Genomic DNA, 12493 nt, shown 5'->3' with positions numbered 1-12493 from the left:
GCATTCTCAGCCAAAAAATGCCGTCCAGGCGGCGGAAAGCGGCATTGCCAGCAGCAGGGCAGGAAGCATATTCACAACCGCAAACATCTTGATGCCGCAAATACGCAAACCGGTTGCCAGCAGCAATAGACCGCCTACGGCGCTGAAATCGGCCATCATAGCTGGCGTCGTCAGGGGTAAAATCAGTGCTGCACAGGTGGCAAGCGTTAACTGGATTGCCAGCATCGGCATGCAAATGGCGGATACCGCGATTCCTAATGAGCAGGCAAAAATGATGGCCGTGAAGAAATCCAAAAATGACTTGGCGATTAAAATATTCGGGTCGCCTGTCATCCCTTCATGTATCGCACCGAAGATCCCGGTACCGCTGGCGCAAAACAGCACAATGATAGCCACATAGCTTTGAATAAAGGATTCGTGCGTTACGTTGGCGTCCGAGCGGGTGAAAACCTGCTGCGCTTTGGCTACCGCGGCATTGATCCCTTTTTCGAGATGACAAAACTCGCCAATTAATGCGCCGACGAGCGTTGCCAAAACCATCACCGGTAGATTGGCGCATTTGATAACCAGCAAGATACCAATCCCTAACGAGGCCAGCCCGAAAATAGAGGTCATGGAGACCCGAATGCGTTCTGGTATATGCTGGCTGAGCAGCGCGCCGAGAATGCCACCAAATAAAATGGCGCTGGCATTAATAAAGGGTCCGATTACCACATTTGCTCCTGCATACCCATCATCGTCTTGATACTAAAGGCAATTAGCTGGGTGAAATTATGTTTCAGATTGCATTATTATGCCGCAACTTTCAGACGAAATGCTTGCTGATCTGTAAGGTTTTCGCGCAAGATTTTATCTTGCGCCTGTAATTGAAAGGTGCCATGATTGCGCGAATTTTCTCCTGTCTGAATGGGGCTGCCTGGGATGATATTACTCCCCCTACATCGCCTTCAACATCGCCTTTTTGCGCGACGTTTGCCCCTTCCCGCGACTTATCTTTACGCTCCCACCATGCGGTGAGGGCAGCGCACGCTCACTGCAGGATAACAGTAAAATCAGAGGCTATCTGCTTTTACTGATGTCTGGCGGTCGGGGCTGGTAACCAGTTTGACCTGTCATTTCGTGGGCAAAGCCATGCGGCGTTGTCCGGGACTTTTGATTTTCCCGAAACGGGTTATTGCGCTTATGAAATCAATGAAAATTGCCGCCAGTAGTGAACTGGTTTCTCGTCTGTCCAGCCATCGTCAGGTGGTGTCGCTGGACAGTACCGATTTTACTGACGTTGCGGCAGTCGTCATTACCGTTGCGGACAGCCGCAGTGGGATCCTGGCTTTGCTGAAACGCACCGGTTTTCATCTACCTGTGTTTCTGTTCGCAGAGTCTGATGTTGATGTGCCTGCGGGCGTTAATGCGGTAATTCGCGGTCAGGCTCAGGACTGGCTGGAGCTGGAATCTGCTGCCTGTCAGTATGAGGAAGAGCTGCTGCCGCCGTTCTATGACACGCTTACCCAGTATGTCGAAATGGGGAACAGCACGTTTGCCTGCCCGGGACACCAACACGGTGAGTTTTTTAAGAAGCATCCTGCGGGCCGACATTTCTATGAGTTCTTTGGTGAGAATCTGTTTCGCGCGGATATGTGCAACGCTGACGTTAAGCTTGGCGATCTGTTGATTCATGAAGGTTCAGCGAAACATGCGCAGAAATTTGCCGCGAAAGTTTTCCACGCGGATAAAACCTACTTTGTGCTGAATGGGACCTCTGCGGCCAATAAAGTGGTCACCAATGCGCTGCTGACGCGCGGCGATCTGGTGCTGTTTGACCGCAACAATCATAAATCGAACCACCACGGGGCGCTGATCCAGGCGGGTGCTACGCCGGTTTATCTGGAAGCGGCGCGTAATCCGTTTGGCTTTATTGGCGGCATTGATGAGCACTGCTTTGATGAGGAATATCTGCGCCAGCAACTTCGAGAAGTTGCGCCGCAAAAGGCTGATCAACCGCGCCCGTTCCGTCTGGCGATCATTCAGTTGGGTACCTATGACGGTACGATCTACAACGCCCGGCAGGTGATCGACAAGATCGGTCACCTGTGCGATTACATTCTGTTTGATTCCGCATGGGTCGGTTACGAGCAATTTATCCCGATGATGGCCGATGGGTCGCCGCTGCTGCTGGAGCTCAATGCTAACGATCCGGGGATCTTTGTCACTCAGTCGGTACACAAACAGCAGGCCGGATTCTCGCAAACCTCGCAGATCCATAAAAAGGATAACCATATTCGCGGCCAGGCGCGCTTCTGCCCGCATAAGCGTCTGAACAATGCGTTTATGCTGCATGCTTCCACCAGCCCGTTTTACCCGTTGTTTGCGGCGCTGGACGTTAACGCCAAAATCCATGAAGGCGAGAGCGGCCGTCGGCTATGGGAGGAATGTGTGACGCTGGGGATCGAGGCCCGCAAAGCGATTATTACCCGCTGTAAGCTGCTTCAACCGTTTATTCCTCCGGTAGTGGATGGCAAACCGTGGGAAAGCTATCCGACACAGGTGATTGCCAGCGAGCGTCGCTTCTTTAGCTTTGAACCTGGTGCTAAATGGCATGGTTTTTCTGGATATGCACGCGACCAGTATTTTGTCGATCCCTGCAAACTGCTGTTAACCACTCCGGGCATTGATGCGCAAACCGGGCAATATACTGAGTTTGGCATTCCGGCGACGATTTTGGCGCATTATCTGCGTGAAAACGGTATCGTGCCGGAGAAATGCGACCTTAACTCGATTCTGTTCCTGCTGACCCCGGCAGAAAGCGCTGAGAAACTGGCGCAACTGGTCGCGATGCTGGCGCAGTTTGAACAGCATATTGAGGACGATACGCCGCTGGCAAACGTGCTGCCCACCGTCTTCAACAAGTATCCGGTACGTTACCGGGATTACACGCTGCGTGAACTGTGTCAGGAGATGCACTCACTGTACGTCAGCTTTGATGTGAAAGATCTGCAAAAAGCGATGTTCCGTCAGGAGAGTTTGCCTGCCGTGGCGATGAACCCACAGGATGCTAACAGCGCCTTTATCCGCGGTGATGTTGAACTGGTGCGTATTTGTGATGCCGCAGGTCGCATTGCGGCAGAAGGCGCGCTGCCTTATCCTCCGGGCGTACTGTGCGTGGTACCGGGCGAAGTATGGGGCGGGGCGGTGCAACGTTACTTCCTGGCATTGGAAGAGGGCATAAACCTGCTGCCGGGCTTCTCGCCGGAGCTGCAAGGGGTTTACAGTGAAACGGATGCAGACGGTATTAAACGTCTGTATGGATATGTTCTGAAGTAAGCGTCATCTGACCAAATAGGGCCACCATCAGGTGACCCTATTTAATCAATAAAGATTAGTGCGCGATAGTCTGGGCGCCTGCCGGAACGCGTACGTGTTTGTATTTAAACAGCGCAACGAAGGCAAAAGCCAGAACCAGCGAGTAACCTGCGAAGATCAGCCACACGGTCTGCCAATCGGTAATACCGTTCAGCGTATAGTGTTCAACTACTTTACCGCTCACCAGACCGCCCAGAATACAACCGAAGCCGTTGGTCATCATCAGGAACATGCCTTGTGCGCTGGCGCGGATTTCAGGGCGAACTTCTTTCTCTACAAACACGGAGCCAGAGATGTTGAAGAAGTCGAAGGCGCAGCCGTAAACAATCATCGACAGAACCAGCAGCACGGTACCAAACGGTGTTGGATCGCCGTAGGCAAACAGGCCAAAGCGCAGCATCCACGCCACAATACTGATAAGCATCACGTTCTTAATACCGTAACGGCTTAAGAAGAACGGGATGGTCAGGATAAACAGCGTCTCGGAGATCTGCGAAATCGACATCATCACCGACGCGTGTTCAACGATGAAGCTGCCGGAGAATAGCGGATTGTTATCGAAGCTGTGCAGGAAGGTATTACCGAACATATTGGTAATTTGCAGCTCTGCGCCCAGCATCATAGAGAAGATGAAGAAAATCGCCATCCGCTTGTTTTTAAACAGCGCGAAGGCATCCAGGCCCAACATGGAAGACCAGCTCTGGTTTTTCTGCTGATTGGCGACCGGGATATGCGGCAGCGTCAGGGTGAACAGCGCCAATACGACGGACAGCGTCGCGCCGATATACAGCTGCATATGGCTCAGTTCAAAGCCGGAGAAGCTTACCGCCCACATCGCCAGAATAAAGCCGATGGTGCCCCAGATACGGATTGGCGGGAAGTCTGTAACAATATCCATCCCGGCTGATTGCAGGCGATAGTAAGAGATGGTGTTGATTAACCCCAACGTTGGCATATAGGCCAGGGAGTTAAGCAAGATCACAAAGAACATGGCACCTGGCGTGGTGACTTCGGCTGCGGCGAACAGCGTTGCTGCGCCGACCAGGTGACAAATGGTGTACACCCATTTTGCACTGATCCATTTGTCAGCCACGATCCCTAACAGCGTAGGCATAAACACGGCGGCGATCCCCAGCGAGCTGTACACCGCGCCAATGGATGCACCATCAAATTTAAGGGTGACAAACATATAGGAGCCGAGGGTAGTGAGCCAACTACCCCATAAGCAGAACTGCAGAAACGAGAGAACTTTCAGCTGCAGCTTAAGATTCATGTTAATTTCCTCACACCGTAATGCGGATGAATGTTTTAAAAGGCACATTTGCCGTGGCTATATGATGTGATTCTATCAACGAGAGACACTCTTTTTTTGTTACCTGTGACAAATATTTGCAAACAATTTCGGATTGCAAAGCAAAAGAGTGATGGAGTTAACGTTTTTCCCCCTTCAGGCCCCCGTTTTAGGGGGCAAGAGAGGGATACATTAGCGGCGACGATATGATTTTTGTGCGGAATTGACCTTGTAAAGATATCGGCGTGATTCAGCAGATGGGTGTCGGGTGGTCAGCGTTTGATAAACGTCCCCAGGGGACATACTGTTAATGATGTTTGCGGCCTGAATTTTATCGTTCGAGAACACGCGCAGCACGCTGCCCGCGCCGCCGTTATACGCGGTGATCACCGCATAGCGACGCGAGGTCGGATTATCAATGCCGCCCAAATAGACATTATTCAGCATTGCCAGATAGGCAGTACCGGTATCAATGTTGCTGGCCGGGTCAAACAAGAAGCTACGGCTTGGCGTGCCTGAGCGCCCCTGGGAACGGAACACATCTTTTCCGGCGCTGTGTTGTACCACCTGCATGAGTCCCAGCGCATCGGCATGGCTGACCGCATACGGGTTAAACGAGGATTCGGTTTGCATGATGGCCAGAATCAGCGACTCTTCGACGCCATACTTACGTGAAGCCTGACGTACCATGCCGACGTATTTATGCGCGCGCTTATCAAGGTGGTTCGGGACCAGATTGATCGTCACGCTATAGATGATACGCAAGCCATTGCTGCGCTTTTTCAGTCGCGTTTGTAGCAGGTAGTTGGCAAAGTTGGTTGCACGTCCCTCCCAACGAATAGGCTGGCCGGTATTATCGACTACCTGCCCGTACAGGAACGGCTCTTTGGAAATCTTAATGTCGTCGACATCGGAATAGAGGTCGATAGAACCCGGATCATCACCCATCAGCAACGTCTTGATAATCGCTAGACGCAGATGTCCGGCTGGATCTGTCCCGGCAATGGTCTCGACGGTTATCGTACCGTCATCAAAATTGATATGGCTGCGGGTTTGATACTGATCGGTATACTTTACGTAGTCCTTCGGACCCGCAATCAGCACTTCCTTAAATCCCCACAGATTCTCAATGTTATGGGCAAATTGCCCCATCAGAATATCAAAACCGTTGGTATCCTTGACCCAGGCTTCGTTATAGGAATCGCCTTTTTTGGTCGAACTGGAACAGGAGATGAGCAACGGCGCGATAACGGCAAGCGCGAGAAATTTTTTCATCATTCCGGGAGTGCGTGTTGTGTTTGTTGTTGTATCGTTTTGCCGGATGGCGGTGCAAGCACCCTATCCGGCCTACGAGATTGCCAGCAAGCGATGCTTATTTTTTTTCTTCAGGCGTATAGCCTTCAATATGCACATCCTTACCTTCAAACAGGAAGTTAATCATCTCCTGTTCCAGTAACTTACGGTGTTCAACGTTCATCATATTGAGTTTCTTCTCGTTAATCAGCATGGTTTGTTTATGCTGCCATTGCGCCCATGCTTCTTTAGAAATCTCGTTATAGATGCTTTTTCCCAGATCTCCCGGGTACAGCTGAAAATCCTGTCCTTCTGCTTCGCGTTGCAGGAAAGTGCAAAAAATCGTTCTGCTCATAAAAAATCCTCTTTATCGACCGGTACGTTAAACCTGTGTGCCGGTACGTAATTGCTGTAACAAACGCTCCACGGGGGCCGCCAGTCCGACCGACGGCGGTTGCGCTAAGTTATACCAGAGCGCGTTGCCTTCATCCATGCATGAGGTGAATGAGGACACGGGAAGCCACATAGGCACAATATCTAAGTGGAAATGGCTAAAGGTATGGCGAAACGCATTAAGTTGGGTCAGATTTTCTGCGTTAATTTGCCGTTGCGCCAGCCAGTCGCGTAGCCCATCCTCATCATCAAACTGCGGAAAACAGTATAAGCCACCCCATAAGCCGCTGGGTGGTCGCTGCGCGAGCAACACCTCGTTTTCATGCTGCATCAGTAAAAAATAGCCCGTCCGTTCTGGTAATGTCTGTTTGGGCTTTTTACCCGGGTACAGCGCCCAGCTTGCATTGGCGCTCGCCACACAGCCATTTTCCAACGGACACAGGGAACATTTGGGTTTTGAGCGCGTACAGACCATGGCGCCTAAATCCATCATCGCCTGATTAAACCGCTCAACCCCATGGGCTGGCGTAACCTGCTCGCTCAACTCCCACAGTTTCTTTTCGACCTCTTTTTTACCCGGCCAGCCGCTTACAGCATAACAGCGAGCCAGCACTCGTTTGACGTTACCGTCAAGAATCGGAAAATGCTGACCCAGGGAGAGAGAAAGGATCGCGCCTGCAGTTGAACGTCCGACGCCTGGCAGGGCGGCCACTTCATCAAAGGTTTGCGGGAATGAGCCGCCGTGCTGCGTCACAACCTGTTGCGCGGCTTTATGCAGATTACGCGCTCGAGCGTAATAGCCCAGCCCGGTCCATAAATGCAGGACTTCATCCAGCGGCGCATGGGCTAAATCCGTTACCGTTGGGAAGCGCGCCATAAAGCGCTCAAAGTAGGGGATAACGGTCGCAACCTGAGTTTGTTGCAGCATCACCTCAGAGAGCCATACTTTGTAAGGCGTCTTATCAATTTGCCAGGGCAGCGTTTTCCGCCCGTATTTGTCGTACCAGCTCAAAACCTGAGCCGAGAATTGAGACGCTTGCATGATTACCGTTTCATTATTGCCGGGGGCAAGATTGCAGCACAGCGGCAACGGGGTGTAAACCGGAACTTTCCGCTGCTCACTTTCTTCCTTTACTTGCATCCGGCAACTAACTTTGGATAATGCCCGTTTTCAGAACTCAAACACAGCAGACTAAACTTTTATGAAGAACGACGTCATTTCACCGGAATTTGATGAAAACGGCCGCCCTCTGCGCCGAATTCGTAGTTTTGTTCGTCGCCAGGGGCGACTGACGAAAGGGCAGGAACACGCGCTGGAAAACTACTGGCCGGTGATGGGCGTTGAGTTCAGCGAAGAACCTGTGGATTTCGCTGCGCTGTTTGGTCGCGATGCGCCAGTCACGCTTGAAATTGGTTTTGGTATGGGGGCTTCGCTGGTGGCGATGGCGAAAGCGCGTCCGGAGCAAAATTTCCTCGGCATTGAGGTTCACTCACCGGGCGTTGGCGCGTGTCTGGCTTCAGCTCATGAAGAGGGCGTCGAGAACCTGCGTGTCATGTGCCATGATGCCGTCGAAGTCCTGCATAAAATGATTCCTGACAATTCTTTATCTATGGTTCAGCTGTTTTTCCCTGACCCGTGGCATAAAGCACGTCATAATAAACGCCGTATCGTTCAGGTACCGTTTGCTGAGCATATCTTAAGCAAGCTGAAGCTGGGCGGCGTGTTCCACATGGCAACCGACTGGGAAGCCTATGCGGAGCACATGCTTGAAGTGATGTCCTCGATTGACGGGTATAAAAACCAGTCAGAGAGTAACGATTATGTACCGCGCCCGGAATCGCGCCCGGTAACCAAATTTGAACAACGTGGTCATCGTCTTGGCCACGGCGTATGGGACTTAATGTTCGAGAGGGTGAAATAATGGCAAAGAACCGTAGCCGTCGTCTGCGTAAAAAAATGCACATCGACGAATTCCAGGAAGTAGGATTTTCGGTTGCATGGCGTTTCCCGGAAGGTACATCTGGAGAGCAGGTCGATCAAATCGTTGATGATTTTATCAATGAAGTTATCGAACCGAACAAGCTGGCCTTTGACGGCAGCGGCTATCTGGCCTGGGAAGGTCTGATCTGTCTGCAGGAAATCGGCAAATGCACCGAAGAACATCAGGCTATCGTGCGTAAGTGGCTGGAAGAGCGCAAACTCGAAGAAGTGCGCACCAGCGAACTTTTCGATATTTGGTGGGACTAAGTAGCAAAGGGTCGGCAAATGCCGGCCCAATTTGTATTGAGGGAAAGATATGATGCGCAAAACGCTGCTGGCGGCAGTCCTAACGTTCACGGCGATGGCCGCACATGCTGATTATCAGTGCAGCGTCACCCCGCGTGACGATGTGATTTTGAGTCCACAAACGGTACAGGTGAAGGGTGAGAACGGCAACCTGGTCATTACCCAGGCCGGTGATGTCACCTTTAACGGTAAACAGTACAACCTGAACGCCGCGCAGCGTGAGCAGGCTAAAGATTATCAGGCGGCGTTGCGTAGCAGCCTGCCGTGGATTGACGAAGGTGCCAGAGCGCGCGTGGAGAAAGGTCGCGTGGCGCTGGATAAAATCATCGCCAAAGAGGTCGGCGAAAGCAGCAACATGCGTGGCCGCTTAACTAAGCTGGATGCGCAATTGAAAGAGCAGATGAACCGCATTATTGAGCATCGCACTGACGGCCTGACCTTCCATTATAAGGCGATTGATCAGGTTCGCGCGGATGGACAACAGCTGGTCAATCAGGCGATGGGCGGTATTTTGCAGGACAGCATCAATGAGATGGGGGCGAAAGCTGTGCTCAAAGGCGGTGGTAATCCGCTGCAGGGCGTGCTCGGAAGCCTCGGAGGTTTACAAACCTCAATTCAGAACGAATGGAAGAATCAGGAACAAGACTTCCAGCAGTTTGGCAAAGATGTTTGTGCCCGCGTCGTGACGCTGGAAAACGATCGTAAAACGCTGGTTAGCACTCTGAAATAATCTTCACCTCTTTTTAACGGCACAGAAACATTCTGTGCCGTTTTATTTTGTATTTTTCTGTTTTTTTGATATCCATCTCTAAGAATAACAATTTGATGGAGATATAAATCTGGTTAATTGGATGGCGTCACATTATTCATCTGTAAGATAGACATAATGCTGCAAATTCAAGTAACTGGAGAAATAACATGGAGTTTTTCAAGAGAACGGCACTTGCCGCACTGGTTATGGGTTTCAGCGGCGCGGCGCTTGCACTGCCAAACATCACTATTTTAGCTACCGGCGGGACGATTGCCGGCGGTGGTGACTCCGCAACAAAATCTAACTACACGGCAGGCAAAGTCGGCGTAGAAAATTTGGTTGATGCCGTACCTCAGTTGAAAGATATCGCCGTTGTGAAAGGCGAGCAGGTGGTGAACATCGGCTCCCAGGATATGAATGACGATGTCTGGCTAACGCTGGCGAAAAAGATTAATACCGAGTGTGATAAAACTGACGGCTTCGTGGTAACACATGGTACGGATACCATGGAAGAAACCGCCTATTTCCTCGATCTCACCGTCAAGTGCAACAAGCCGGTGGTGCTGGTCGGCGCAATGCGTCCGTCTACAGGTATGAGCGCTGATGGCCCGTTCAACCTGTATAACGCCGTGGTAACCGCCGCAGACAAAGCCTCTGCCAACCGTGGTGTGCTGGTGGTGATGAACGACACCGTTATGGATGGTCGCGATGTGACCAAAACTAACACTACGGATGTCGCTACTTTCAAATCCGTTAACTATGGTCCGCTGGGGTATATCCATAACGGTAAAATCGACTACCAGCGTACGCCTGCGCGTAAGCACACCACATCCACGCCGTTCGATGTATCTAAGCTGACCGAGCTGCCGAAAGTTGGGATTGTTTACAACTACGCTAACGCCTCCGATCTGCCAGCCAAAGCATTGGTAGACGCGGGTTACGCCGGGATCGTCAGTGCGGGTGTAGGTAACGGTAACCTGTATAAAACCATTTTCGATACGCTGGCAACTGCCGCGCATAAAGGTACCGTTGTGGTGCGTTCATCCCGTGTACCAACGGGCGCCACCACCCAGGATGCTGAAGTTGATGATGCGAAATACGGATTTGTGGCGTCAGGCTCTCTGAACCCGCAAAAAGCGCGTGTTCTGCTGCAACTGGCTCTGACCCAAACCAAGGATCCTAAGCAGATCCAGGAAATGTTTAATCAGTATTAATGGCATAAAAAATGCCCCTACCGTAGCGTTGGGGCATTCTCCAGAAGCAGTTACTCTTCGTATTTACATCAACCCCAGCATCTGTGGAATAAACAGAGAGATCTGTGGAATGTATACGATCATCATGAGTGCGACCAGCAATGCGGCGTAAAACGGCAGCAGGGGTTTGATCAATTGCTGGATCTTCACGCCAGAAATCGAACAGCCTACAAACAATGCACTTCCTACCGGCGGTGTCAGCAGACCAATGCACAGGTTGGAGACCATCATGATGCCGAAATGTACCGGATCCATACCTAACTCTTGAGCGATTGGCAAGAAAATGGGGGTAAAGATCAGGACTGCCGGTGTCATATCCATAAAGATCCCAACAACCAGTAGTACAATATTGATTAACAGTAGGATGATCAGTGGATTATCGGAAATACCCATTAATGTGTCACTGATCATGTAGGGAATATCGGCATTGGTCATCGCCCAGGACATGCCGACAGAGAAGCCGATCAGTAACAGTACGATAGAGGTCATCACGACTGATTCCAGGATCAGCTTTGGTAAATCACGCCATTTTACTTCCCGGTAAATCAGCACCGAGAGAATGAAGGTGTAGACGACCGCAATCGCTGAGGCTTCTGTTGCGGTAAAGATCCCACCTAAAATACCCCCCATCACAATGATGACCAGTAACAGACTCGGTAGCGCATCCAGAAGTGCTTTTACTGCCTGTGCGCAGGTTGGCCTTTCCGACAGGGGATAACCACGGCGTTTGGCGATAATGGCGCATACCACCATGATCGAAAGCCCCATCAGGATCCCTGGTAAATAACCCGCCATAAACAACGAAGCAACTGAAACACCGCCAGCAGTAAGAGAAAACACAATTAACACATTTGATGGTGGAATTAACAGCCCGGTAATACAGGAGGAAACGTTAACGGCTGTCGAGAAGGTTGGGTCGTATCCTTGCTTTGTCTGAATAGGATTAAGCGTACCGCCAACGGCTGCAGCAGCGGCAACGGCAGAGCCGGATATCGAACCAAACATCATGTTTGCCAGCACGTTGACATGACCAAGTGAGCCGGGAACTCGCCCAACCATCACCTGCGCCAGGTTAATTAGCCGGATGGCGATCCCACCGCTGTTCATCAGCGTACCTGCGAAAATGAAAAACGGGATCGCCAATAGGGCAAAATTATCTAATCCGTTTGCCAGACGTTGAGAGACAGTGATAACGGCAACATCCCAAGGAAACATCAGCAGCATTGAGGCTACAGTGGCGATACCGATGGAGAACGAAATAGGTACGCCAATGAACACCAGGACAAAGAAGCAGCCAAACAGGGTTAGTGCGATATAGCCTTCCATCAAATTACTCCCTGCGAAGATTGTTTCAGTTGCTGAATATTTTGGTGAATAAACCACAGGGCATAGAACATCATGACTGCGCCGCTGAGCGGCAGGATGATATACACGTAACCCATTGGAATTTGCATAGCCGCAGAAACTTGCACCGTTGCCAGCGTTTTATTAATCAGCTTGATACCGCCGGTAACGATGACTGAACCTGCAAAGCCAAAAATCAGCAGATTAATGAATAAGCTCAATAACGCCTGTTTACGTTTATTAATCGACATGAACAGTAGATCGATAGACAGGTGGCGCTGGGCGCCTACGGTATAGGCTGCACCTAATAATCCGACCCAGATCATTAAGAAGCGTGCCAGTTCGTCAGTTAAGGTGCTGGGCTGATTGAGCACGTAGCGGCTAAAAACTTGCCAGACTACGCACACTACCAGCGCAATCATTACGATGACCGAAAATGCGGCAATGACGCGGTCTACCGCAAGCTTAAGGCGGTTAAATATCATGGTGAGTTTCCTGGTGAAACAGGGCCAATCAATGGCCCA

General features: G+C 50.9%; 12 protein-coding genes. 5 read left to right on the top strand and 7 right to left on the bottom strand.

The genetic code is table 11. The annotated features are described in order from the left end of the window. Window positions 1-6 precede the first annotated feature (6 nt). A complete protein-coding gene (locus ABIE10_RS16180; RefSeq protein WP_046274954.1) occupies window positions 7-714 on the bottom strand; it encodes a DUF554 domain-containing protein in 708 nt (235 codons plus the stop codon). 468 nt (window positions 715-1182) lie between these two features. Between ABIE10_RS16180 and ABIE10_RS16175 the strand changes: the two genes are divergently transcribed. After that, window positions 1183-3318 carry an ornithine decarboxylase gene (locus ABIE10_RS16175; RefSeq protein ID WP_200049071.1) on the top strand — a complete coding sequence of 712 codons (2136 nt, stop codon included), beginning with the start codon at window positions 1183-1185 and terminating at the stop codon, window positions 3316-3318. Between the two features lie 55 nt (window positions 3319-3373). Here the strand turns inward: ABIE10_RS16175 and ABIE10_RS16170 are convergent, their stop codons facing one another. The 4 genes from ABIE10_RS16170 to mutY form a co-directional block, all read right to left on the bottom strand. Continuing rightward, the gene (locus ABIE10_RS16170; RefSeq protein WP_016157449.1) at window positions 3374-4630 is read right to left on the bottom strand and encodes a nucleoside permease; all 1257 of its coding nucleotides are present in this window, start codon (window positions 4628-4630) and stop codon (window positions 3374-3376) included. Window positions 4631-4840: 210 nt separating this feature from the next. Next, window positions 4841-5926 carry a membrane-bound lytic murein transglycosylase MltC gene (gene mltC / locus ABIE10_RS16165; protein WP_049040265.1) on the bottom strand — a complete coding sequence of 362 codons (1086 nt, stop codon included), beginning with the start codon at window positions 5924-5926 and terminating at the stop codon, window positions 4841-4843. A gap of 94 nt (window positions 5927-6020) precedes the next feature. Next, window positions 6021-6296 (bottom strand): oxidative damage protection protein, encoded by a 276-nt coding sequence (locus ABIE10_RS16160; protein WP_235117289.1) that lies wholly within the window; start codon window positions 6294-6296, stop codon window positions 6021-6023. Window positions 6297-6323: 27 nt separating this feature from the next. Next, window positions 6324-7376, bottom strand: coding sequence for an A/G-specific adenine glycosylase (gene mutY / locus ABIE10_RS16155; protein WP_429156298.1), 1053 nt, complete (start codon window positions 7374-7376; stop codon window positions 6324-6326). Window positions 7377-7536: 160 nt separating this feature from the next. Here mutY and trmB point away from each other — a divergent pair, with 160 nt between their 5' ends. The 4 genes from trmB (at window position 7537) to ansB (ending at window position 10586) form a co-directional block, all read left to right on the top strand. Further along, window positions 7537-8256, top strand: coding sequence for a tRNA (guanosine(46)-N7)-methyltransferase TrmB (gene trmB / locus ABIE10_RS16150; RefSeq protein ID WP_016154407.1), 720 nt, complete (start codon window positions 7537-7539; stop codon window positions 8254-8256). Beyond that, a complete protein-coding gene (locus ABIE10_RS16145) occupies window positions 8256-8582 on the top strand; it encodes a YggL family protein (protein WP_019077661.1) in 327 nt (108 codons plus the stop codon). Before trmB ends, ABIE10_RS16145 begins: the two co-directional genes overlap by 1 nt. Before the next feature lie 49 nt (window positions 8583-8631). Continuing rightward, window positions 8632-9351, top strand: a complete 720-nt coding sequence (locus tag ABIE10_RS16140) for a DUF2884 domain-containing protein (RefSeq protein WP_016157447.1) — start codon at window positions 8632-8634, stop codon at window positions 9349-9351. A 188-nt stretch (window positions 9352-9539) separates the two neighbouring features. Beyond that, on the top strand, window positions 9540-10586 hold the full coding sequence (ansB, locus tag ABIE10_RS16135) for an L-asparaginase 2 (RefSeq protein WP_047499274.1): 1047 nt from the start codon (window positions 9540-9542) through the stop codon (window positions 10584-10586). A gap of 63 nt (window positions 10587-10649) precedes the next feature. Here the strand turns inward: ansB and ABIE10_RS16130 are convergent, their stop codons facing one another. Further along, window positions 10650-11951 (bottom strand): TRAP transporter large permease, encoded by a 1302-nt coding sequence (locus tag ABIE10_RS16130; protein ID WP_047499276.1) that lies wholly within the window; start codon window positions 11949-11951, stop codon window positions 10650-10652. Beyond that, the gene (locus ABIE10_RS16125) at window positions 11951-12454 is read right to left on the bottom strand and encodes a TRAP transporter small permease (RefSeq protein WP_065554317.1); all 504 of its coding nucleotides are present in this window, start codon (window positions 12452-12454) and stop codon (window positions 11951-11953) included. The genes ABIE10_RS16130 and ABIE10_RS16125 overlap by 1 nt, the downstream gene beginning before the upstream one ends. Between the last annotated feature and the right edge of the window lie 39 nt (window positions 12455-12493).

It is taken from the genome of Citrobacter sp. 506 (assembly GCF_050434985.1).
In the GTDB taxonomy this organism is placed as follows: domain Bacteria; phylum Pseudomonadota; class Gammaproteobacteria; order Enterobacterales; family Enterobacteriaceae; genus Citrobacter; species Citrobacter braakii.
This window is presented reverse-complemented; position numbering and strand designations above follow the sequence as displayed.

Bases quoted from the DNA above. Each gene is read 5' to 3' on its own strand.
- ABIE10_RS16160 (WP_235117289.1), bottom strand. From the start codon at position 6,296: ATGAGCAGAACGATTTTTTGCACTTTCCTGCAACGCGAAGCAGAAGGA.
- ABIE10_RS16175 (WP_200049071.1), top strand. From the start codon at position 1,183: ATGAAATCAATGAAAATTGCCGCCAGTAGTGAACTGGTTTCTCGTCTG.
- ansB (WP_047499274.1), top strand. From the start codon at position 9,540: ATGGAGTTTTTCAAGAGAACGGCACTTGCCGCACTGGTTATGGGTTTC.
- trmB (WP_016154407.1), top strand. From the start codon at position 7,537: ATGAAGAACGACGTCATTTCACCGGAATTTGATGAAAACGGCCGCCCT.
- ABIE10_RS16170 (WP_016157449.1), bottom strand. From the start codon at position 4,630: ATGAATCTTAAGCTGCAGCTGAAAGTTCTCTCGTTTCTGCAGTTCTGC.
- ABIE10_RS16145 (WP_019077661.1), top strand. From the start codon at position 8,256: ATGGCAAAGAACCGTAGCCGTCGTCTGCGTAAAAAAATGCACATCGAC.
- mutY (WP_429156298.1), bottom strand. From the start codon at position 7,376: ATGCAAGCGTCTCAATTCTCGGCTCAGGTTTTGAGCTGGTACGACAAA.
- ABIE10_RS16125 (WP_065554317.1), bottom strand. From the start codon at position 12,454: ATGATATTTAACCGCCTTAAGCTTGCGGTAGACCGCGTCATTGCCGCA.
- ABIE10_RS16130 (WP_047499276.1), bottom strand. From the start codon at position 11,951: ATGGAAGGCTATATCGCACTAACCCTGTTTGGCTGCTTCTTTGTCCTG.
- mltC (WP_049040265.1), bottom strand. From the start codon at position 5,926: ATGATGAAAAAATTTCTCGCGCTTGCCGTTATCGCGCCGTTGCTCATC.
- ABIE10_RS16140 (WP_016157447.1), top strand. From the start codon at position 8,632: ATGATGCGCAAAACGCTGCTGGCGGCAGTCCTAACGTTCACGGCGATG.